The 20,646-nt window shown below is 71.9% G+C and carries 18 protein-coding genes and 4 pseudogenes; 5 read left to right on the forward strand and 17 right to left on the reverse strand.

From position 1 onward, the window contains the following. Positions 1–67: 67 nt before the first annotated feature. Entirely contained in the window at positions 68–1,102 is a 1,035-nt protein-coding gene (locus ACFWYS_RS17075; protein ID WP_384768771.1) for an amidohydrolase family protein, read from the reverse strand. A 91-nt stretch (positions 1,103–1,193) separates the two neighbouring features. On the opposite strand from ACFWYS_RS17075, the gene ACFWYS_RS17080 reads away from it, so the two are divergent. Continuing rightward, the gene (locus ACFWYS_RS17080; protein ID WP_384768774.1) at positions 1,194–1,928 is read left to right on the forward strand and encodes a TetR/AcrR family transcriptional regulator; all 735 of its coding nucleotides are present in this window, start codon (positions 1,194–1,196) and stop codon (positions 1,926–1,928) included. A 174-nt stretch (positions 1,929–2,102) separates the two neighbouring features. Here the strand turns inward: ACFWYS_RS17080 and ACFWYS_RS17085 are convergent, their stop codons facing one another. Further along, positions 2,103–3,965, reverse strand: coding sequence for a LuxR C-terminal-related transcriptional regulator (locus ACFWYS_RS17085; RefSeq protein ID WP_384768777.1), 1,863 nt, complete (start codon positions 3,963–3,965; stop codon positions 2,103–2,105). A gap of 94 nt (positions 3,966–4,059) precedes the next feature. On the opposite strand from ACFWYS_RS17085, the gene ACFWYS_RS17090 reads away from it, so the two are divergent. Further along, positions 4,060–5,145: a M12 family metallopeptidase gene (locus ACFWYS_RS17090; RefSeq protein WP_384768779.1), complete on the forward strand. Its 1,086-nt coding sequence runs from the start codon at positions 4,060–4,062 to the stop codon at positions 5,143–5,145. A gap of 171 nt (positions 5,146–5,316) precedes the next feature. On the opposite strand, the gene ACFWYS_RS17095 is transcribed toward ACFWYS_RS17090, so the two are convergent. The 8 genes from ACFWYS_RS17095 to ACFWYS_RS17130 form a co-directional block, all read right to left on the reverse strand. Further along, entirely contained in the window at positions 5,317–6,465 is a 1,149-nt protein-coding gene (locus ACFWYS_RS17095) for an LLM class flavin-dependent oxidoreductase (protein ID WP_384768783.1), read from the reverse strand. Continuing rightward, complete coding sequence (locus tag ACFWYS_RS17100) at positions 6,458–7,540, reverse strand: LLM class flavin-dependent oxidoreductase (protein ID WP_384768785.1); 1,083 nt, start codon at positions 7,538–7,540, stop codon at positions 6,458–6,460. Before ACFWYS_RS17100 ends, ACFWYS_RS17095 begins: the two co-directional genes overlap by 8 nt. Continuing rightward, positions 7,537–8,913 (reverse strand): NtaA/DmoA family FMN-dependent monooxygenase, encoded by a 1,377-nt coding sequence (locus ACFWYS_RS17105; protein ID WP_384768787.1) that lies wholly within the window; start codon positions 8,911–8,913, stop codon positions 7,537–7,539. The genes ACFWYS_RS17100 and ACFWYS_RS17105 overlap by 4 nt, the downstream gene beginning before the upstream one ends. A gap of 20 nt (positions 8,914–8,933) precedes the next feature. Beyond that, positions 8,934–10,160: an LLM class flavin-dependent oxidoreductase gene (locus ACFWYS_RS17110; protein ID WP_384768790.1), complete on the reverse strand. Its 1,227-nt coding sequence runs from the start codon at positions 10,158–10,160 to the stop codon at positions 8,934–8,936. Between the two features lie 80 nt (positions 10,161–10,240). Continuing rightward, positions 10,241–10,375, reverse strand: a complete 135-nt coding sequence (locus ACFWYS_RS17115; protein WP_384769121.1) for a putative leader peptide — start codon at positions 10,373–10,375, stop codon at positions 10,241–10,243. A gap of 11 nt (positions 10,376–10,386) precedes the next feature. Further along, on the reverse strand, positions 10,387–11,142 hold the full coding sequence (locus ACFWYS_RS17120; protein ID WP_384768793.1) for a GNAT family N-acetyltransferase: 756 nt from the start codon (positions 11,140–11,142) through the stop codon (positions 10,387–10,389). 105 nt (positions 11,143–11,247) lie between these two features. After that, positions 11,248–12,126, reverse strand: a complete 879-nt coding sequence (locus tag ACFWYS_RS17125) for a glutathione S-transferase C-terminal domain-containing protein (protein WP_384768796.1) — start codon at positions 12,124–12,126, stop codon at positions 11,248–11,250. A gap of 66 nt (positions 12,127–12,192) precedes the next feature. Next, a complete protein-coding gene (locus ACFWYS_RS17130; RefSeq protein ID WP_384768799.1) occupies positions 12,193–12,291 on the reverse strand; it encodes a putative leader peptide in 99 nt (32 codons plus the stop codon). Positions 12,292–12,470: 179 nt separating this feature from the next. Between ACFWYS_RS17130 and ACFWYS_RS17135 the strand changes: the two are divergent. Further along, positions 12,471–12,605, forward strand: a pseudogene (locus tag ACFWYS_RS17135) (MarR family transcriptional regulator); the annotation flags it as partial. Here ACFWYS_RS17135 and ACFWYS_RS17140 read toward each other — a convergent pair. Both ACFWYS_RS17140 and ACFWYS_RS17145 read right to left on the reverse strand, forming a co-directional pair. Next, positions 12,600–12,866: pseudogene (locus ACFWYS_RS17140) on the reverse strand (gamma-glutamyl-gamma-aminobutyrate hydrolase family protein); the annotation flags it as partial. The pseudogenes ACFWYS_RS17135 and ACFWYS_RS17140 sit on opposite strands and share 6 nt — an antisense overlap. Beyond that, positions 12,863–13,039 (reverse strand): annotated as a pseudogene (locus ACFWYS_RS17145) (aldehyde dehydrogenase family protein); the annotation flags it as partial. The pseudogenes ACFWYS_RS17145 and ACFWYS_RS17140, both read right to left, overlap by 4 nt. A 6-nt stretch (positions 13,040–13,045) precedes the next feature. On the opposite strand from ACFWYS_RS17145, the pseudogene ACFWYS_RS17150 reads away from it, so the two are divergent. Then, a pseudogene (locus tag ACFWYS_RS17150) lies at positions 13,046–13,766 on the forward strand (cytochrome P450); the annotation flags it as partial. Here the strand turns inward: ACFWYS_RS17150 and ACFWYS_RS17155 are convergent. Continuing rightward, positions 13,753–15,357, reverse strand: a complete 1,605-nt coding sequence (locus tag ACFWYS_RS17155; protein ID WP_384768802.1) for an FAD-binding protein — start codon at positions 15,355–15,357, stop codon at positions 13,753–13,755. The pseudogene ACFWYS_RS17150 and the gene ACFWYS_RS17155 overlap by 14 nt on opposite strands. 175 nt (positions 15,358–15,532) lie before the next feature. Here ACFWYS_RS17155 and ACFWYS_RS17160 point away from each other — a divergent pair, with 175 nt between their 5' ends. Then, entirely contained in the window at positions 15,533–16,273 is a 741-nt protein-coding gene (locus tag ACFWYS_RS17160) for a class I SAM-dependent DNA methyltransferase (RefSeq protein ID WP_384768805.1), read from the forward strand. A gap of 22 nt (positions 16,274–16,295) precedes the next feature. On the opposite strand, the gene ACFWYS_RS17165 is transcribed toward ACFWYS_RS17160, so the two are convergent. The 4 genes from ACFWYS_RS17165 to ACFWYS_RS17180 form a co-directional block, all read right to left on the reverse strand. After that, entirely contained in the window at positions 16,296–16,754 is a 459-nt protein-coding gene (locus ACFWYS_RS17165; protein ID WP_062716126.1) for an Rrf2 family transcriptional regulator, read from the reverse strand. Between the two features lie 52 nt (positions 16,755–16,806). Then, the gene (locus ACFWYS_RS17170; RefSeq protein WP_384768808.1) at positions 16,807–18,036 is read right to left on the reverse strand and encodes an acyl-CoA dehydrogenase family protein; all 1,230 of its coding nucleotides are present in this window, start codon (positions 18,034–18,036) and stop codon (positions 16,807–16,809) included. A 150-nt stretch (positions 18,037–18,186) separates the two neighbouring features. Then, positions 18,187–19,338 (reverse strand): LLM class flavin-dependent oxidoreductase, encoded by a 1,152-nt coding sequence (locus ACFWYS_RS17175; RefSeq protein WP_384768811.1) that lies wholly within the window; start codon positions 19,336–19,338, stop codon positions 18,187–18,189. 26 nt (positions 19,339–19,364) lie between these two features. Then, on the reverse strand, positions 19,365–20,504 hold the full coding sequence (locus ACFWYS_RS17180) for an SfnB family sulfur acquisition oxidoreductase (RefSeq protein WP_384769123.1): 1,140 nt from the start codon (positions 20,502–20,504) through the stop codon (positions 19,365–19,367). Positions 20,505–20,646: the final 142 nt, after the last annotated feature.

The following is a 20,646-nucleotide window of genomic DNA, read 5'->3' on the forward strand; positions in this document are numbered from 1 at the left end:
CGGAGCCCTCAGCGGCCGGGAGTCGGCAGGAGATCTGCGGTCGTGAACAGCATCACGGGACAGTAGGTCACCGGGTGTTACTTGTGGCGCGGGACGTGAGGTGCTCCCAGTTGCGGTGCGCGATGTCGGCCTTCTGCTCATCGGTGAAGGGGGCGTCCTCCAGGAAGGACCGGGCGACGCCGGCGCTGGTGTCCACGAAGGGGAAGCCCCTGGGGCGGAACCCGTAGGTGAAGGGGTAGTCAGTGGAGTACAACATCCGTTCGGTCCCCACGACTTCGGCTGTCCAGCGGAGGTAGCGGGGGCTGACGGTGCCGCTGCCGGCGACCCAGAAGTTCTGCTTGAAGTAGTCGGCGAGCGGGCGAGCCAGGCCGCCGGCGTCGGCGAAGAACCCGGTGTGGTCGAGATAGAAGAGAACGACCTCTCCCCAGTGGCCGGCGATCACCTGGAGATCGGGGTACCGGTCGAAGACGCCGGAGAAGATCATCCGCAGGTACTGCACTCCCAGGTCGTAGTACCAGCCGATCGCGGGCCCTGCCAGCGCGGTCCCGATGGGACCGATGTTCGAGTAGTAGGCGTCCATCACCGCCTGCACAGGCATCTGCGGGTGGAAGTGGAGGGGGACGCGCAACCGCTCCGCAGCGGCGTACAGCTCGTCGTACTCGGGGTCGTCGGCGAGCTTGGATCCGGTGCGCCCGTAGAGCATGGCGCCCGGGAAGCCCAGCTCGGTGACTGCGCGCTCCAGCTCCGCAGCTGCGGCCGACGCCGACTGTGTCGGGATCGCTGCGAATGCCTGGAAGCGATCGGGCCTGCCGGCCACAATCTCCGCGAGCTGGTCGTTGGTGTCGCGGGCCACCGCCACCCCATCCGAGTCAGGCAGGTTCTGCACGCCCGGCGACGAGATCGACAGCACCGCCACGTCGACTCCCTGGTCGTCCATGTGGGCAAGCCTCGTCTCCGCGGTGTCTCGCAGTCGTCGGGCGACGGGGCTGTCACCGAACCCCAAGTTCGGCAGCTCCGGCGCCCCGGACCGCGACCACGCCTCCGTGATCGCGGGCAGGACGACGTGCTCTTCCAATGCAATGATCCGCAGCCGGTCGGACATGCGACTCTCCCCTACATCCATTTCCAATGGAATCATTTTGAGCGTATCACTGATACTAACGACGGAATCATTTGCGCGGTATCATTGATACATGCCACGACGTCCACTGAGCGGGAGCAGCGCAGCCGACGCTGCGGCCATCGGTCGCGAACAGACCCGGCAGCGGGTCATCGAGGCCGCCATCGACCTCCTGACGCGCGGGGGTCGCGACGCGGTCACCACCCGCGCGGTCGCTGATGGCGCGGGCCTGCAGCCGCCGGCCATCTACCGGCTGTTCGGCGACAAGGACGGCCTGCTCGATGCGGTGGCCGAGCACGGCTTCGCAGCGTTTCTCGCCACCAAGCACGTGGACCCCGACCCGCGCGACCCCATCGAGGACCTGAGAGCCGGCTGGGACGTCGCGGTCGAGTTCGGTCTGACCAATCCCGCGCTGTACACACTGATGTACAGCGAACCCACGAGGGCCACCTCGGCCGCCTACAAGGCCGGCATGGAGATCCTGATGGGCCGTATCCGGCGCCTCGCCGTCGGCGGCTGGCTCCGCGTCGACGAGAAACTCGCGGCCCAGATCATCCATGCCACGGCGCGCGGCGCTGTGCTCACCTGGCTGTCCCTGCCCAAGGACCGGCGTAACCCGGCTCTATTGGCCTCTCTGCGGGAGGCCATGGTCGCCGCCGTCACCAACCAACAGCCAGCCGTGCAAGCCGCAGGCCCGGCAGGCGCCGCCCACGCCTTGCGCGCCGCACTGCCCGAACAGACGACCCTCAGCAGCGCGGAGCAGCATCTTCTGAGGGAGTGGCTGGACCGCCTTGCCGCCGACGGTTGAGGCGGCGGCTCGGGCGTTCTCGCCGAGGCGAGGCGGCCGGGGCACAGTCTGTGACGCCACTTCAGCCGTGGGCTTCTGTCACCTGATAGCTCGTCAGGGTGATACCGCCGTAAATGCTGGATCTCCTGCGGCAGAGCCGACCCCGGGCCCGACCGCGCCGCGTCAGCACACGGCTCACGCCGACCGGGCGTCAGGCAGTTCCACCAGCCACGGCAGGGCGCCGCGATCGCTGGCGCCGAGGCGGGCGTAGGCGCTGTAGAGGTGGTTGCCGACCGTGCGGACGGACAGGGTGAGCTTCTCGGCGATCTGCCGGTTGCTCAGACCGGCGGCCGCCAGGGTGACGATCTGCCGTTGCCGGGCGGTGAGTTCGCCGAGGACCAGCCCGGACAGAGCCGGGGTGCGGGCGCCCTGGCAGCGGCGGGCCAGGGCGACGGCACGCGTGCGTGCGGTGCGCGCGGCGCGCGGGTCGCGGTGGGCCCGTACGGCCTGGGCGTGCGCCTCGGCCGCGAAGAGCAGGAAACCGCGCTCCTCCAGCTGTTCGGCCACCCGGTCGAGCGCGGGACCGTCGCCCTGGGCGAGCGCGTCGGCGTGCGCGGCGAAGACGCCCGTGAGGCGCCCCTCGGCGAGCTCGGGGCTGCCCCGGCGGACGGCGTCGTACGCGTCACCGGTGATCGCCTCGACACCCGTGTCCGCGGCGCCGGTGCCCGCCCCCGCGGCCCGGTCGGCGGCCGTGCGGGCCGTTGTCAGCCGGGTGACCGCCCCACCCCCGTGGGGGCGGCCACCCAGGATCTTGTGTGCGGCCGTCGTGTCGCCCGACTGGGCTGCGGCGAGGGCGAGTTCGAGGCGGCAGGACGGATCGCCGGCGCCGTCCCGCAGCCCCTCGCGCGCCCATGCCGCCGCCTCGCGCAGTTCCCCGCGCAACCGCGCGAAGCGGGCCCGTACGGCGGCGTACCCGGCCGGAACCGGTACGCCCTCCGCGACCAGCCACTCCCCCACGGGTGTCGGCGTCGCCCGGACGTCCGCCCGCTCGATGCGCCGGGTCAGCTCGGCGCGCTCGGCGTCGAGGGCGGGGCCGCACCGGTCCGGCGTACGCGACAGCCGCCTCGCCCGAAGCCGGCCGGCCGCGGCCCGCAGCACCGGGCCGTGCAGGGGGTGGGCGAGGCGGACGCTGCCCTGCTCGTCGACGCGGACCAGGGCGTCGGCCTCCAGGTGCTCCAGGGCACGCAGATCGAGGTCGTCGAGGTCCAGGGGCAGCGGCTCGGCGAAAGCGAGCCGGTCGAGGGTCTCGCGCTCCTCAAGGCCGGTGCGGTCCAGGACCGGCGCGGTGCGTTCCCGGACGGCAGGGGTGACCGGCACGGGGCCGCGCCACGCCCATTCGTCGGCCCACTCGTCGGAGTCCGGGACACGGGTCAGCAGCCCGCGCTCGCGCACCGCATCCACCAGGTCGCGCAGCAGCCGAAGGTCGCCCTGGCACAGGCGGTGCAGACGGTTGACGGTGAGTGGATCGAGGGCCGCGGCGCCGGTTCCGCCCGCCAGCAGCCGGGCGGTCTCCTCACGGGGCAGCGGCTCCAGGGTGAGGCGGGGCAGGAGTTCGCCGGTCCACAGGCGGGCGACCGCGCCCGGGACCGGGGCGCCCTCGGTGGTGACGACCAGGAGCCGGGTGCGTCCCTGCACGGCCAGTTGATGGACCAGGGCGGCGGAGGCGTCGTCGAGCAGATGGGCGTCGTCGACCAGCAGCAGCCGTACACCGGACAGGTGCTGGAACGCGCCGTGCAGGGAGGCGGTCTCGGGCACGAGGTGGGCGAAGGCGGCGAAGCGGATCCGGCGGGTCTCGGGGGTGCCGGCCACTCTGGCGCAGTCGGTGCCGCGGACGGCCTCGGTGACGAGTCGGGTCTTGCCGCAGCCCGCCGGGCCCGTGATCACGATGCCGTGCCGTCCGGCGGCCAGCGCGCCCCGCACCAGGTCGAGTTCGTCCTCCCGGCCGGTGAAGGGCCAGGGCAGTTCCAGTGTCTTCGCGTCCCGTTCCCAAGTCGTCACGCCAGTAGGAGCACGGTGACTCACACTTGATACACAGGTACTTGAGTAGCCCTCGACTCAGGCGCCCGGGGCGGGCCGACGGCACCCTGTTCGCATGACCGCACGCTACTGCTCCCTCGCGCAGGCGTCGGCCCCCGCCTTCGCACCGGGGCTGGCAGCCGAGCGGCTCAGTGCGCTCATCAGCGGACACCGCATGTGGGTCAACGGCACCGTGCTGCACTACCACTTCTTCGACCGGGACTCCGACGGATCGGCGATCCCCGACCCGGAGACCGGGCAGACCCGGCATGTGTCGTGGGTCGGCAGCAAGGAGCAGCGGGACGTCGTTCGGGAGTGCTTCCAGGAGTGGCAGGACCTCGGTATCGGGCTGTCGTTCGTGGAGGTGGGCGACCGGTCGGAGGCCGAACTGCGCATCGGGTTCCAGCTCGGCGACGGCTCCTGGTCGACGGTGGGCAAGGACGCGCTCCAGGTCGGCCTCAACGAACGGACCATGAACTTCGGCTGGGACCTGACGGTGCCCGGCGAGCGCGGAACGGCCCTGCACGAGGTCGGACACGCGCTCGGCATGCTGCACGAGCACCAGAGTCCGTTCGCCGGCATCCACTGGGACGACGAGGCCGTGTACACGGATCTGGCGGGCCCGCCGAACTTCTGGAGCCGGGACACGACGTTCTTCAACATCCTGCGCAAGCTCGACCCCAGCGAGGTCAACGGCTCCGCCTGGGACCCGCACTCGATCATGGAGTACCCCTTCTCGGCCGGGCTGATCCTGGAGCCGGAGCAGTTCCGCGGTGGCCTGAACCCGCCGGGCGTGCTCTCCAAGGCCGACAAGGAGTTCATCTGCCGCTGGTACCCGCCGGCCGAGACGCCGGGGCCGCGCGAGCTGGTGCCGTTCCGTTCGGTACCGCTGCGGCTCGGCCCGGCCGAACAGGCCGACTTCGTCATCGAGCCGCCGGAGACCCGCGAGTACACGCTGGGCACCTTCGGTGACAGCGACACGGTCGTCGTGGTCTTCGAGGAGCGGGACGGCGAGCCCCGCTACCTCACCGCCCAGGACGACGGCGGCACCCCGCACAACGCCGCCGTCAAGGCCCGTCTGGTCAAGGGCCGCCGCTATTTCGTCCGGGTACGGCTCTACGCCAACTGGGGCTCGGGGGAGACAGCCGTCATGTGCTGGTGACGGTACGGCCCCACGGGAGCGCACGGGCACGACAGTCCACAGTCCGGCGCCGGGGGAGCGGGGGGGGGGGGGGGGGTGGGGGGGGGGGGGGGGGGGCGCGCCCCCCCCCCCCCCCCCCACCCCGCGGGGGGGGGCCGCCCGGCCCGGCAGGTCGGTGGGTGCTCCCGGGTGTCAGCTCGACCGGGAGGAGTTCCCCCTTCGGCGCCACTCCTGCGCGAGCAGCTCGTACGACCTCACCCGGTCCGTGTGGTCATGGGTGATCGTCGTGATGAGCAACTCGTCGGCTCCGGTTGCCTCGTGGAGCTGTTCCAGCTGGTCGGCGACCCGGCCCGGCGAGCCCACGAACTGGGTGTCGAGGCGGTCCCGCACCAGTTCGCGGTCCTCGTCGGTCCACGGGTGGGCGCGAGCCTCCTGCGGTGTCGGGTACTCGATGGCGCCCTCGGCGGTGCGGATGCTGCGGACCCAGGGGCCGTAGCCGGTGGCCAGTTCCCGGGCCGTCTCGTCGTCCTCGGCCACCACGACGTCGGCCGAGACGCTGATGTACGGCTTGTCGAGGAAGTCGGAGGGCTGGAAGAAGGCCCGGTAGCCGTCCACGGCCTCCAGGACCGTGGCCGGGCTGACGTGGTAGTTCGCGGCGAACCGCAGGCCCCGCGCGCCCGCGACCTCGGCGCTCTGGCCGCCGCTGCTGCCCAGGATCCACAGCTCGACCTCGGCGCCCTCGCCCGGCACGGCGTGTGCCGCGACGCCCTCCGCGGACCGGTAGGTGCCGGCCAGCAGGGCGAGGATGTCGTCGATCTGCTCGGCGTAGTCCTGCGACTCGGCACCGGGCAGCAGGAGCAGCTTGCGCTGCAGGGCGATCCGGGGTGAGCCGAGGAGGCGTTCGAAGGAGAAGCGGGGCGGGATCAGCAGGCCGTTCGGGGTCCGGCCGTCCACCACGGGGGTGGTGGTGGGCTGCGCCGTGGTCGGTTGTCCCGGTGGGCGGCCTCCCGAGCGGCCCAGGCCCAGGTCGAAGCGACCGGGGTGCAGGGCGTCGATCAGGCCGAACTCCTCGACCGTGCTCAGCGCGGTGCGGTGGCCGAGCTGTACGGCGCCGGAGCCGAGCCGGATCGTGGAGGTGGCGGAGGCGGTCAGCGCGAGGACGACCGCGGGGGACGTGCCCGCGACGCCCGGGTTGAGGTGGTGCTCGGCGAACCAGTACCGGGCGTATCCGAGGCGCTCGGCCCGCTGCGCCAGGTCCATGGAGTTGCGCAGGGCGTCGGCGGCCGTCGAGCCGGACGGGATCGGCACCAGGTCGAGGACGCCGAGGGGGATGTCAGACATGGGCGGGCTCCTCGATGAAGGGCAGGACCGGTTCCCAGGCGAAGGGCGGGTCCGGGATCTCGCGGCGCAGTACGGGGGCGGCCTCGGCCTGGAAGAGTTCGAGGGAGGCGCGGTGCCGGTCATCCGTCAACCCGCTCGCGTCCGCGTGCAGATGGAGCACGGTGTGCCCGAACTGCTCGTGGTAGCGGTGCACCTTCTCGACGATCTGCTGTGGGCTGCCGATCAGTGCGGAGCTGCGCTCTACGAAGTCCTCCACGGTCTCGAAGACCACCGGCAGCCCGAACTGCTTCTGGAACGCCAGGTTCGCCTCGAAGATCGGCCGGTACACCTTCAGTGCCTCCTGGGAGGTGCGGGTCACCAGGAGCCCGGCGGTGCCGGCACCGACCGCGACGGCGGCGGGGTCGTGGCCGTAGAACTCCCAGCGCTCCCGGTAGTACCTGATCAACTCGGCGTACGGCTCGATGGGGTTGGTGACGTTCGCCGAGAACAGCGGGTCGCCGTAGCGGGCGGCCAGGTCCACGGACTCCTTGCTGGTGGCGCTGCCGTGCCAGACCCGGATCGGGCGCTGGTACGGCCGCGGCCACACCTCGGCGTCCTTCAGCTCGGGCCGGAACCGGGTCTGGGCGGTCACCTTGTCCTGCCGCCAGATCCGCCGGAACACCTCGTAGCTCTCGGCGTTGCGGTCCCACTGGTCCTCGGGCGTGACATGGAACAGCTCGCGCTGGGCGGTCCCGTTGCCCTTGCCGATGATGAGGTCCAGTCGGCCGTCGGAGAGGTGGTCCAGGGTCGCGTAGTCCTCGTACGCGCGTACCGGGTCGAGGAGGCTGAGCGTCGTCACGGCCGTGAACAGGCGGATCCGCTTGGTCAGGGCGGCGATGTGGGAGAGGACCACGGTCGGTGAGGAGGAGATGAACGGCCGTTCGTGCCTCTCCCCCACGCCGAAGCCGTCGAAGCCCAGCTCCTCGGCGAGCAGTGCGTTGTCGAGGACCTCGCGGAACCGGTCGTGGGTGGATTTCTGCACTCCGGTGACCGGGTCCGGCCGGTGCACGATCAGCGTGATGGCGAGGAACTTCACGACGCCGCCCGCTGGTCGCCGGCCACGTCGTCCGGGTGCGCGAGACCCAGATGGTCGCGGAGGGTCGGACCCTCGTACTCCGTGCGGAACACGCCCTGTTCCTGGAGCAGGGGGACGACCTCGTCGGCGAAGACGTCGAGGCCGCCCGGTGTGATGTGCGGGACGAGGATGAAGCCGTCGCTCGCGTCGGCCTGCACGAAGTCGTTGATGGTTCGGGCGACCGTGGCCGGGGAGCCGATGAAGTTCTGGCGGTTGCCGGTCTCGATGACCAGGTCGCGTATGGACCAGTTGTTGGCGGCGGCGAGCTCACGCCATTCGCGGGCGGTGGCCAGCGGGTCACGGTACATGCGGACCTGGGCGCGGCCCTTGGCGATGTGCTGGTCGCTGACGTCCGGGTCGATGTCGGGCAGCGGGCCCTCCGGGTCGTACCCGGACAGGTCCCGGTTCCAGACGAACTCCAGGTGCTTGATGGCCGTGGCCCCGCTGACCTGCTGCCGGCGCACGTCCTTGGCCAGTTCCTCGGCCTCCTCGTCGGTGTCGGCGAGGATGAAGCTCGCGGCGGGCAGGATCAGCAGCTGGTCGTGGCGGCGGCCGTATCTGGCGAGGCGGTTCTTGACGTCCGTGTAGAAGGCCCGCCCCGCCTCCAGGGTGGCGTACCGGCTGAAGATCGCGTCCGCGCTCGACGCGGCGAACTCGCGGCCCTCTTCGGAGTCGCCGGCCTGGAAGATGACGGGGCGGCCCTGTGGGGATCGCGGGACGTTGAAGCGGCCGTGGATGTCGAAGTGCTGCCCGGTGTGGACGAAGGCGCCGGCCTTGGCGTCCCGCAGGAAGGTGCCGGTCTCCTGGTCGGCGAGGATCTCGTCGCCGTGCCAGGAGTCGAAGAGTTCGTTCGCCGTGGTCAGGAACTCCTTCGCTCGGGAGTAGCGCTCCTCCTGTGGCAGGAAGCCGCCGCGGCGGAAGTTCTCGCCGGTGAAGGCGTCCCAGGAAGTGACGACGTTCCAGGCGGAGCGACCGCCGGAGATGTGGTCGAGGCTGGCGAACTGGCGGGCGACCTCGTAGGGCTCGTTGAAGGTGGAGTTGATGGTGCCGGTCAGTCCGAGGTGCTCGGTGACGGCGGCGAGCGCGGCGAGGACGGTGAAGGTGTCGGGGCGGCCGACGACGTCCAGGTCGTAGATCTCGCCGCCCTGTTCACGGAGCCGGAGTCCCTCGGCGAGGAACAGGAAGTCGAACTTGGCGCGTTCGGCGGTCCGCGCAAAGTGCGCGAAGGAGTCGAACTCGATGTGGCTGCCGGCTCGCGGGTCGCTCCACACGGTGGTGTTGTTGACGCCGGGGAAGTGGGCGGCCAGGTGGATCTGCTTCAGCGGCTTACTCATGGTCGTGACGTCCCTCCGGCTCAGGCGTTCGCGGCGGCGTAGCGGTTGGCGGGGCGGGCCAGGCCCAGCAGGCCGCGCAGGGTGTCGGCCTCGTAGGCGTGGCGGAAGGCGCCGCGGCGCTGGAGTTCGGGGACCAGCGCCCGGGTGATGGCCGGAAGGTCGTGTCCGGCGACGGCAGGGCGTAGCCGGAATCCGGTCAGCCCGGCGCCGTGCAACTCCTGGAGGAGATCGGCGAGTTGGTAGGGCGTACCGGTGAAAACCAAGGCGTCACTGGTGTACGGCTGCCCCGCGAGCGCGTCGAGCCGCTCCCGGCGTGCACTCGCAGCGCCCGGTTCGTCGTCGAGGAAAACCACCAGGTCGCCGAAGACATGCAAGGGGTCCGAGGCTCGCCCCGCCGCGTTCTGTTCGGCGCGGATCTGGGCGACGATGGCACGGGCTTCGTCCGCGTCGTACGGGGTGACGTAGCCGACGTCGGCCGCGCGAGCCACGAGCCGGTACGGGATGGTGTCGTGGGCGAGGGCGCTGACGACCGGCTGGCCCTGTGGCGGGCGGGGCGTGATGGAGGGGCCCTTGACGCTGAAATGCCCGCCCTCGAAGTCGATGTAGTGCAGCTTGTCCCGGTCGATGAAGCGGCCGGTGGCGACGTCCCGGATCTCGGCGTCGTCCTCCCAGCTGTCCCAGAGGCGGCGTACGACCTCGACGTGGTCGGCGGCCTCGTCGAAGAGGTCGGTCACGACCTCCTGGGCGGCCGGGCCGGCGTAGTCCTGGATGCGCGGGATGGTGCGGCGGCCGAAGTGTGCGGCCTCGTTCGGACGGGCGGTGATCTGCACGCGCAGGCCGGCGCGGCCGGCGCTGACGTAGTCGAGGGTGGCGATCGCCTTGGAGATGTGGAACGGCTCCGTGTGGGTGGCGACCACCGTCGGCACCAGGCCTATGTGCCGGGTCAACGGGGCGACGCGGGAGGCGATGAGAACGGCGTCGAGACGGCCGCGTACCTGGTCGGTGCGCTCGTCGGGATCCAGGAAGTGGGAGGACTGCGGGCCCAGACCGTCCTCGATGGTCACGAAGTCGAGCAGGCCGCGCTCGGCCTCGGCGACCAGGTCGGCCCAGTAGCCAGCGGTGAACAGTTCCCGGGGGCGGGACACCGGCTCGCGCCAGGAGGCGGGATGCCAGCCGGTGCCGTCCAGGGCGACGGCGAGGTGCAGAGAAGCGGGGGAAGCAGAAAAGGGAGGAGGAGCTGAGGACACGAGTCGGTGCCTTCCTGGAAGTCCGTGACGAGAACACCGGCCCCCTCAGACAGGGGTGGGCACGGTGGTGAGGGAACGGGTCAGGAGCAACAGAGCGCGCCGGCCACGCGCGCGAAGTCGATGTGGGGCCGGGAGTGGAGATGGACGGCGTGGAATATGTGCGTCACGTCCGCCACCTCCGTCCTTCGCATCGCGCGCTTCGGCGCCTCGCACATCTCGTCGTGAGTCACAACGCCCCGGCCTCGCACGGTGTTCCCGGGCTGCGGACGAGCAGGATGGGCGAACGGCGTCGCAGGGTGAAGCCGATGGACTCGTACAGCCGGAGCGCCGCGGTGTTGCGGGCGGCGGCGTGCAGGAACGGGATGTCGCCGCGCGCACGGATACCCGCCGCGACCGCGCGCACGAGACGTGTGCCCAGACCGCGGCCACGGTGGTCCGGGTCGGTGCAGACGGCGCTGATCTCCGTCCAGCCGGGCGGGCGGATACGCTCACCGGCCATGGCGATCAGCCGTCCTCGATGTCGGATGCCGAGGTAGGTGCCGAGTTCGACGGTCCGCTTCTGGAAGGGGCCCGGCTTGGTGCGGGCGACCAGATCGAGGATCTCGGGGATGTCGTCGGGTCCGAGCCGTACCGCTTCCGGGACCGGCTCGGCGCGCAGCGCGGTGTCGACGAGCTGCACCCCCACGCCGCCGCCGACGACATCCCAGCCGTCGGGAACCTCTTCGACCGGCTTGAGCCGTACGACGGTTCCGGGACCGACGAGCGTGCGCAGATCGGCCCAGGCGGCGGGATCGGCCGGATCGGCGAGGGCGGCGAAGTCGTAGACGTCGGCCGGGTAGCGGGCGGCGCGACCGACTCGTTCGGCAAGGTGGGCGTGCGGACCATCGAGGGCGGCCCAGACGGCGTTGTCCAGGATGTGAGTGTCGCGGGTGCCCGGTGCCGGCAGGGTTCCGGCCCCGCGGACGTCTGTCGGGTGGGCCACGGAGTCGGAGTCCTTTCGCCCTTCAACGGCCGCGCCTCGCGTCAACTGGCGCGCGTTGAAGGTCCTACGCCGAAGGTGAGGTGACAGTCGGTCAGGGGGTCGTCGTCACCTGGAACCGGACCCGCCCGCCGCATGGGTCGCCCAGTCCAGGATCTGGACGGCCGCACCGGCGGCTTCCAGACCTTGGCAGCGGGCCTGGTGGCGACGGGCGATGGCGTCCAGGTCGAGGTGCGCGCCGAATGCCGGGTGCGCGGTGAGTCGACGGGCGTAGCCCCACAGCGCGGCGTGGTCGGCGACGCGCTCGATGGTGGCGGCGTCCAGATGGTGCCGGTGGACCGTGTCCAGCTGGACCAGGGTGACCCACAACTCGACGTCCCCGGCGGTGATCTGATCCCGGATCATGTACTCACGGCCGTCCAGCCACCGGTCCAGCACCCCCAGTGATCGCAGCAGGGTCCCGAGCGCCTCGTCCCGCTCCGCCCGCCCGGCACCGGCCGCCCCCGCAGCCTGCGCGGCCTCCTCGATGTCCAGGGCGCACATCTGCTCGACGGCCTCGATCTCCGACTCCGCGCCGCACGGGTACAGCTCAAGTCGGCCACCGCCGAAGCGTCGGGCGAGGTCGCGGGTGATGTCGGGTGCGTGGGTGCTCACAATGCGCCCGGACCAGTCGTCGCTCAGAACCGGGGCGTGGGCCGGTCCGGCGTATCGGTGGGCGCTGGCGTCGTACAGCGGACGCAGCGCGGTGTGTCCGCCGTCGGGGCAGTCCGGGATCGCGGGCAGGAAGGTCGCCGGACAGACGTCGTCCAGGTCCAGCAGGCTGTGGGCGACGGCGATGCGCAGGCCGTCCGGGCAGGCGGTCGACAGGTGGAGGCGGTAGCGGCGCGGCACGGCATAGTGGCCGCTGCGCGCGTCGCGGCCGATCCGGCCTCGGAAGGCCGGGGTGGTCTGCGTGGACGAGTGGGCGGCCAGCGGTGTGACGGACATGACTCTCCCTGAGCAGGCGGGTGGACGTACGCGCGGCGGAAGCGACGTGGAGGCTCGGCTCAGGGGTCAGATCGCACTGCAGACGCGGAGCAGATCGATGTGCCGGCGGGATGTGAGAAGGGACGTACGGCTCACTGGACCGGTGACCGGGTCAAGGCGTCCCATGGTTCCCTACCAATTCACTAGGAATCTTGATGGGAGTGTCCGTCCGGATGCGGCCGACGTCAAGGGGGCGTCCACAGCGCGAGCGGCGACTGGCTCTTCGTGCAATTTGAGCCCGAACGAGATCTGCACCGCGTACGACACCCGCTGTCCGACGCCGCGCGGCCGAAGGAGTGTGCCCTGTGCCCGGCCAACGATCGATCACCGAAGCCGAGAAGCCGGCCGAGGCCACGCTCGGCGGTATTGCGCTGCACCGGGAGCAGACGGCCGTGGTCGCCAACATCTACCGTGCGGCTTCGACGGTGCGGCAGCACCTCGTAGACGGTCGGGTGGGTTTCGGTGGCGCCGTAGCGGTGGGGGGCCAGGTCGCCGCCGCCGGGCAGCAGGACGCCGTCGAAGCGGCCGAGCCGCTCCCCCGCGTCGGCGTCCGCGGGGTCGGCCGGGTGGATGCTCACCGGTTCGCCGCCCGCTCGCCACACCGCCTCGATCAGGGCACGGGCATTGACCTCGGCGGCGTACCGGAGCGCGGAGGTGGTGGCGGAGAAGCGCGCGGGTACGGCGATGAGCGGGCGGGTCACGGCTGGATCCAGGTGGTCTTGAGCTCGGTGTACTTGTCCAGGGCGTGGGCGGACTTGTCGCGGCCGTTCCCGGACTGCTTCATGCCGCCGAACGGGACGGTCAGGTAGCCGTCCTCGTAGCAGTTGACCCAGACCGTGCCGGCCTTCAGCGCGCCGGCGACGCGGTGGGCGGTACGACCAGGGCGCCCATCGACTTCGTCGCCGACGTCTCCGCGGACTTCCCCATCAACGTCCTCGCCCGGCTGCTCGACGTGCCGCCGGAGGACAACCAGCAGCGCATCGACTGGGGCAACCGCATCATCGGCAACACCGACCCCGACTACGCGGACGTGCTGCTGCACAGCGCGGAGAGCGAGAAGTACCGCGATCTGCCGTTCCGCTCCCCCGCGTCCATCGAGGTGTTCGAGTACGGGCGGGAACTGGCCCGGCAGCGGCGCGGCGGCGACGGCACGGACTTGGTGTCGAAACTGGTCAACACGGCCCCGCGCGACGGGGTCCCGCTCTCCGCGCCCTCGACCGACGCAGGACTTCGACAACTACTTCCTGCTCCTTGTGGTGGCCTGCAACGAGACCACCCGGCACACCATCTCCCACGCCATGCTGGCCCTCCTCCAGCACCCCGAGCAGCCGGCCCGGCTCCCGGAGGACCCCTCCCTGATCCCGACGGCGGTCGAGGAGTTCCTGCGCTGGGCCTCCCCCGACAACGACCACGTCACCTTCGGCAAGGGCAGTCCGCATCTGTGCCTGGGCAATCTGCTCGCCCGTACCGAGATCCGCATCATGTTCGAGGAGCTGATCCCGCGCCTCGCGGACATCCGCCTGGCCGGTGACGTGCCGCGCGTGCGCTCCAACTTCGTCAACGGCATCAAGAAGCTGCCGGTCGAGGTCACGCTCGCCTGACCGAGAGGGCGTGGTGGAAGACGTCACGGGGGTCCCACTTCGCCTTGACGCGCTGGAGGCGGCGGTAGTTGTCGCCGAAGTAGAGGGTGTGCCAGGGGGCGCCGCTGTTGTGGGCGGGGTCGGCCAGGTCGGTGTCCGGGTAGTTGATGAATGCGCCGTCGGCCGCGACGGGGGCGCCGCCGGTGTCGGCGTACAGGTCCTCGTAGAGCTCGCGCAGCCAGCCGATGTGCCGGGTGTCGTCGCGGGCGTCCTCCCAGCCGTTGACGTAGAACATCTTGATGCTCGCGTCGCGGTGAGCGGTCGCGGTCGCGTCCGGCGCCACGGTGTTGACCTTGCCGCCGTGGGTGTAGAGGCTGACGCTGCCGCCCGGGTGGTCGTAGTCGGACCGGGTGAGGTGGTGGTGCAGGGTCTCGATCTGGCGGTCGGTGAAACGGCGGCGCAGATAGCCCGACTTGACCTTGAGCCGGTAGACGGGGCCGGGGTCGCCGGGCGAGCCGGCCAGGGCGGCGGCCAGCCAGGACTGGTTCCGCAGCGTGCGGACCGGCTGGACCGACACCCCCCGGTTGATCGCGGCGAGGTACTCGTCCAGCATCCGCTGGGCGCCGGAGTCCGCCGCCACCTGCCCGATCATGAGGACCGCCCCCGACACCCGGCGGGTCAGGGCGAGTTCGCTGTAGAGGGCCAGGTACGGGGAGTCGGGGGCGCTGTGCCGCTCGGCCCACTCGCTGTGGTTGCGGACCAGCCGGGCGAACGACGTCTTGTCGAGCCGCTCCCAGTCCCAGGTGAGCGAGAAGCTCAGCACCCCGGACGGCGGTGCGGGCAGCAGGCCGGACGGGTCGTCGCCGTCGGCTCCGGGTGTCCGGAACCAGTAGCGGGTGACGATGCCGAAGCTGCCGCCTCCGCCGCCGGTGTGCGCCCACCACAAGTCCCGGTGGGGGTCGGAGGGTTCACGGGTGGCGACCACACTGCGTGCCCGGCCCGCCCGGTCCACGACGACCACCTCGACGGCGTACAGGTGGTCGACGGACAGGCCCATCAGACGGGACAGCGGACCGTAGCCGCCGCCCAGGACATGGCCGCCGACGCCGACGTCGGCACACCAGCCGGCCGGGACCGTCACTCCCCAGCCGAGATACAGCCGCCGGTACACCTCGCCCAGCAACGCACCGGCCTCCACGGCGAAGGCGCGGCGGCCCGGGTCGTACGCGACGGCGTTCATGGCGGACATGTCGACCACCACTTCCACGGCCGGGTCGGCGACGAAGTTCTCGAAGCCGTGGGCGCCGCTGCGGACCGTGATCCGCCGGCCGCTGTCCACTGCCTGCTGCACGGCCCGCACGACATGCCCGGTCGTACCGACCACCCAGACGTGCTCCGGCCGGCCCACGAAGCGGCGGTTGTAGCCCCGGGAGGCCAGCGACGGGAACCGCGGGTCGCCGCGCCCGACCATGGCCGGTCCGGGCGGCGGCGGACAGGACGCCCCGTCACCGGCCGCAGCCGCGACCGGTGCCCCCAGCCCGGGCGCCACGACCCCCGCCGTCGTGGCGACCAGGCCGCCGCGCAGCACGTTCCTCCGACTTAATGCGCTCATCACGTCTCCCGCAACTGCCTCGGCCCTGCGTTGCTTGCTTCCTCAACGAACCTAGGCGGCGAAGGCGCCGCAGGCAGTCGTCCCAGCACCCCTGTCACGGTGGTGCCAGCACCCCGATCGGCCGCTCGCGGAAATTCGCGTGCCGGGGAGCGACGACCGGCAGTACGGTCCCCCAGTGATCGGAGACGACGGCTACTTCGGAGAAGAGATCGCTGCCGGCTACGACAGGTCGGCGGCCGACATGTTCCGCCCGGACGTGGTGGGCCCGGCGATCGACCTACTGGCCGGCCTCGCGGACGGCGGCCCGGCCCTCGAACTCGGCGTCGGCACCGGCCGGATCGCGCTGCCGCTGGCCGCCCGTGGGATTCCGGTGCACGGCATCGACATGTCCCGCGCGATGGTGGACCGGCTGCGCGCCAAGCCCGGCGGCGACTGCGTCGAGGTGACGATCGGGGACTTCGCGACGACGCGGGTGACGGGCGAGTTCGCGCTCGCCTACCTGGTCTTCAACACGATCGGCAATCTGACGACGCAGGACGCCCAGGTCGACTGCTTCCGCAACGCCGCCGCCCATCTGCGGCCCGGCGGCTGCTTCGTGGTCGAGGTGGGCGTACCGGATCTGCGCCGACTGCCCCCTGGGCAGAAGGCCGTGCCGTTCGACATCAACGACAGCGGGTGGGCGTTCGACACCTACGACGTCGCCACCCAGGCGATGAGCTCCCACTACGTCACCATCACCGACGGCCGCGCCGAACACTGGTCCATTCCGTTCCGGTACGTCTGGCCCGCCGAACTGGACCTGATGGCCCGGCTGGCGGGACTGCGGCTGCGCGACCGGTGGGAGGACTGGGCCCGTGAGCCGTTCACGAGCGAGAGCGGCAAGCATGTGTCGGTGTGGGAGAAGCCGGCCGGCTGACCCGGTGGTATGCCCCTGACGGTCAGGGGTTGGTCCAGGCTTCGGGATCGTCCGCGAGGCTCAGGACGTCCTCGGGCAGCTTGGCCGCCGCCACGTGGGCGAGGGTGACCTCGCCGAGGATCTTGCGGACGTTGGCGCGTACGGCGATCCACAGCGGCAGCAGGGACTCGGCGGGGCCGATGTAGGACAGGTCGGGCGGGCGTACGCCGCGCACCGAGACCAGGGGGCCGTCCGCCACCCGGATCACGTCGGCGATGGGGATCGAGTCGGCCGGGCGGGCCAGCCGGTAGCCGCCCTTGCCGCCGCGCTGGCTGACCACGAGGCCGCCCCGGCGCAGGTCGCCGAGGATGCCCTCCAGGAACTTGTGCGGGATGCCCTGTGCCTCGGCGATCGCCTCGGCCTTCAGTGAGGTGTCCTCCCCTGCCGCGGCCAGCTCCAACGCCGCCCGCACCGCATAGTCCGCTCTCGCCGAGATCCGCATGCTGAGATTATCCATCACCGCCATGCCCGCCCCCGCCCCGGCGCCGCCTCCGTCAGGCCGGAAGGCTGAACGGCGGATGCGCGCCGTTGAGGAAGTAGTCCCCGACCTCGCGCAGCCGGTGGGCGACCGGCTCGCGCAGGGTGTGCGTGCGGGTGTCGCGCCAGAAGCGGTCCAGGCCGTGCCGCGTGAAGGCCGCGGGCACACCGAGGGCGTCCAGAGCACCGGTGGTGACCTCCTGCGCGGCCCGGGAGGCGGCCGCCTCGGCCGCGCTCGCGAGGACGGCTATGGCCGCGCACTCCTCGTCGTCGAGGTCCTCGCCCTGCGCGAGGCCGTCCGTCAGGGCCGACACCGCCTGGTCGGCGAGGGCGGACGCGGCGCGCGCGGCGACGGCCAGCTCGCCGTACGCGGTCAGCACATACGGGTCCTGCGGGGGGCTGCCCGGCCAGGGCTGGGGCGAGAAGGGCTGCCAGGCGGACCGCGCCGCCCTTCCGTGCTCACGGACTTCACCGAGCAGCCCCTCGGCGACGCCGAGACAGTAGTGGGCGGAGATCAGCCGGGCGGCCGGCGCGGCCAGTCCGGCGAAGGGTGACAGGACTCCGTCGTCCGCGGAGAGGGACCCGAGTACGTCGTCGGCCGTGACCCGCACGGAGTCGAATCCCACGCCGCCGGCGGCCGCCAGCCGCTGCCCGAAGGTGTCGCCGCCGCTGCCGCTCAAGAGGCCCGGGCCGGCTCCGTCGACGACGACGGCAAGGGGCTCGCCGGTACCGGGCACGGCGGCGCGGACCACCAGCCGGTCGGCGACGCCGACTCCGGAGCCGTACCTCTGATGGCCGTCCAGGAGATAGCCGCCCGCCGTGGGGGTCAGCATGAGCGGCGGTTCCTGCGAGGCGATGCCGCCGCCCCAGTACCACTGCCCCGCCGTGAACGCCCGCTCGACGCGGGCGGCGCGCTCGGGGCCGGCGAAGAACCGCGCGCAGTAGGACAGGAAGTAGTGGCTGCCCAGGAGGTGGCCCACGGCGCCGTCGGCGGCGGCGATGGTCCGGACGACCGTGTAGGCGGTGCGCCAGTCCGCTCCCCCGCCGCCATGCCCGGCCGGAACCAGCAGCGTCAGCAGCCCCGACTCGCGCAGCCGCGCGATCTCGTCGTGCGGTGGCTTGCCGGCCTGCTCGCGCTCGACGGCGTCGGTGGCCAGGTCGTCCGCCACCTCACGGGCGATGTGCGGCCAGTCGACCGGCCCGGTGTCGACCTCGGTCGCCCGGCCGGCCGGTGGTGCGCTTGTCATGGCGGACTTCCTTCACAGCAGAAGAGAACGCTATTCCCGGGCTGCCCGGCCGGCCCGGTCAGCGCCATCCTCACTCGCTGCGCCGAGAGGGGTCAACACTTCCCTAGTAATTCGATAGGAAATCTAGGGAATGCGTGCCACTCTGGCTGATTACCGCTGTGCGAAGGGGATCTGAGACACGGACGGCCCGCCCGTCGCGCCGCGGAACGGGTGGCTCCACAGCCCCTTCGCCTCCAGCCGCGGCAGCACTCCCTCGCCGAACCAGTACGCCTCCTCCAGGTGCGGATAGCCGGAGAGCACGAACTCGTCGATGCCCAGCCGGTGGTACTCGGCGATCCGCTCGGCGACCTCGTCGTGGCTGCCGACCAGCGCCGTGCCGGCACCACCTCGGACCAGCCCGACGCCGGCCCACAGATTGGGGTAGATCTCCAGATCGTCCCTGCTGCCGCCGTGCAGGGCGACCATGCGCTGCTGCCCCTCGGACTCGCTGCGGGCGAGCCCGTCCTGTACTGCCCGCACCGTCTCCGCGTCGAAGCCGTCCAGCAGCCGCCCGGCCTCCGCCCACGCCTGCTCGGCGGTGTCGCGGGTGATGACGTGCAGCCGGATGCCGAAGCGGATGCTGCGGCCCTCCTTCTCGGCCAGCGCCCGGATCCAGGCGATCTTCTCGGCGACGGCGGCGGGCGGCTCGCCCCAGGTGAGGTAGACGTCGACGTGCCGGGCGGCGATCTCCCCGGCGATGGGCGAGGAGCCGCCGAAGTACACCTCGGGGACGGGGTCGGGCACCCGGGCCAGCCTCGCGTCCTCGACCCGGAGGTGCTCCCCGGCCAGGTCGACGGCCTTGCCCTCCCACAGCCCCCGTACGATCTCCAGGAATTCACCGGTACGGCGGTACCGGTCGTCCTTGTCCAGGAAGTCGCCGTAGGCGCGCTGCTCGTGGCTCTCGCCGCCCGTGACCACGTTCAGCAGCAGCCGTCCGCCGGTCTGCCGCTGGAAGGTGGACGCCATCTGGGCGGCGAGGGTCGGCGAGACGAAGCCGGGCCGGAAGGCGACCAGGAACTTCAGCCGCTCGGTGTTCTGGCTGACCATGGCGGTCGTGAGCCAAGCGTCCTCGCACCAGGCCCCCGTCGGGGTGAGCGCGCCGACGAAGCCCAGGTCCTCGGCGGCTCGGGCGATCTGGCTGAGGTAGGCGACCGTCGGCGGCCGGTCGCGGCCGGACGCGGTGGCGGGGGTGCCGTGGCCGCCGCCGACGATGTGGCGGCTGTCGCCGTTCGTGGGCAGGAACCAGTGGAAGGTGAGGGACACGTGGGCCTCCGATGGGGGGTGGTTCGTCAGAGCAGGCCGTGCCGGGGTGGCCGGGTGCCGTTGAGGACGTAGCGGCCGATGTGCTGGACCTTCCAGCGGGCCGGGTCGTGCAGGGTGTGGGTGCGGGCGTCGCGCCAATGGCGGTGCAGGCCCAGGGAGTCGAGGGCGGACCGGGTGCCGGCGACCTCGAAGAGGGCGCTGCCGACCTCCACGGCCGCCTCGGCCGCCGTCACCTTGGCGGCGGCCACCGCGATGGAGGCCTCGGCCGCGGAGTCGTCGGACAGGTCGGCACGGGCGGCGTCCACGGCCCCGGCCGCGGTGGCGAGCAGCGCGTCGGCGGCCCGTACACGGATCGCCAGTTCACCGAACCGCTGGATCAGCAAGGGGTCCTCGGCGGCGGTCGCGTGCCCTTCGCCGACGCTCTCGAACCAGGGGCGGCTCTTCGTGCGGACGAACTCGACGGCCTCGGCGAGTGCCCCGGTGGCGATCCCGGCGTCGATGGCGGCGTGCAGCAACTGGGCGAGTGCACCATGGAGTTGGGGCCCCTGGAAGGTGAGATGGTGGGGCACGACCCGGTCGGCGGGCACGGGCACCGACTCCAGGCGGACGGTTCCGCTGGCGGTGGTGCGCTGACCCATGCCGTCCCAGTCGTCCACGACCGTGAGGCCCGGCGCGTCGCTCGGGACGTACGCCACCTGCAGGTTGTCGTCGTCGGCACGGGCGAGGACGGGGATCCAGTCGGCGAACAGGGCGCCGGTGGAGTAGTGCTTGACGCCGTCGAGGGCGTACGACCCGTCCGGGCGCCGCCGCAGCCGCGTACGGATGTCCTGTACGTGACTGGTGCCCGCCTCGGACTGGGCGTTGCCGAACCGCTTGCCGGCCAGCACCTCGCCGAAGAAGAACTCCTGCAGCGCCCGCGTGCCCTGCCGACGAAGCACGTTGACGTACACGAAGTGGCTCTGCGGAATCTGCGCCAGGCTGGCGTCGGCCGAGGCGAGCACCCGGAAGATCTCGGCGAGTGTCTCCGTACGGACGTCCGCGCCGCCGAACTGCGCCGGCACCGTCACCCCGAGCAGCCCGGAGGCGGACAGCCGCTGGAGTTCCGGGTGCGGCAGCCGGCGCTGTGCGTCCCGCTCGGCGGCGTCCTTGCGGAAGTCCGCGGCCAGTTCGGCGGGGGCGGGGGGGGCCGCGCCGGGGGGGCGGGCCCCCCGCGGGTGGGGGGCGCGCCCGCCCCGCGCCGCGGGGGGGGGGGGCCCCCGGCCCGTCCCGCCCCCGAGCGGCAGATGGACGAGGACCGCGAGGCTCAGC

The organism is Streptomyces sp. NPDC059010 (assembly GCF_042740355.1).
In the GTDB taxonomy this organism is placed as follows: domain Bacteria; phylum Actinomycetota; class Actinomycetes; order Streptomycetales; family Streptomycetaceae; genus Streptomyces.

Bases quoted from the DNA above. Each gene is read 5' to 3' on its own strand.
- ACFWYS_RS17075 (WP_384768771.1), bottom strand. From the start codon at position 1,102: ATGTCCGACCGGCTGCGGATCATTGCATTGGAAGAGCACGTCGTCCTG.
- ACFWYS_RS17090 (WP_384768779.1), top strand. From the start codon at position 4,060: ATGACCGCACGCTACTGCTCCCTCGCGCAGGCGTCGGCCCCCGCCTTC.
- ACFWYS_RS17155 (WP_384768802.1), bottom strand. From the start codon at position 15,357: ATGAGCGCATTAAGTCGGAGGAACGTGCTGCGCGGCGGCCTGGTCGCC.
- ACFWYS_RS17125 (WP_384768796.1), bottom strand. From the start codon at position 12,126: ATGTCCGTCACACCGCTGGCCGCCCACTCGTCCACGCAGACCACCCCG.
- ACFWYS_RS17115 (WP_384769121.1), bottom strand. From the start codon at position 10,375: ATGTGCGAGGCGCCGAAGCGCGCGATGCGAAGGACGGAGGTGGCGGAC.
- ACFWYS_RS17170 (WP_384768808.1), bottom strand. From the start codon at position 18,036: ATGACAAGCGCACCACCGGCCGGCCGGGCGACCGAGGTCGACACCGGG.
- ACFWYS_RS17105 (WP_384768787.1), bottom strand. From the start codon at position 8,913: ATGAGTAAGCCGCTGAAGCAGATCCACCTGGCCGCCCACTTCCCCGGC.
- ACFWYS_RS17165 (WP_062716126.1), bottom strand. From the start codon at position 16,754: ATGCGGATCTCGGCGAGAGCGGACTATGCGGTGCGGGCGGCGTTGGAG.
- ACFWYS_RS17095 (WP_384768783.1), bottom strand. From the start codon at position 6,465: ATGTCTGACATCCCCCTCGGCGTCCTCGACCTGGTGCCGATCCCGTCC.
- ACFWYS_RS17080 (WP_384768774.1), top strand. From the start codon at position 1,194: ATGCCACGACGTCCACTGAGCGGGAGCAGCGCAGCCGACGCTGCGGCC.
- ACFWYS_RS17130 (WP_384768799.1), bottom strand. From the start codon at position 12,291: ATGGGACGCCTTGACCCGGTCACCGGTCCAGTGAGCCGTACGTCCCTT.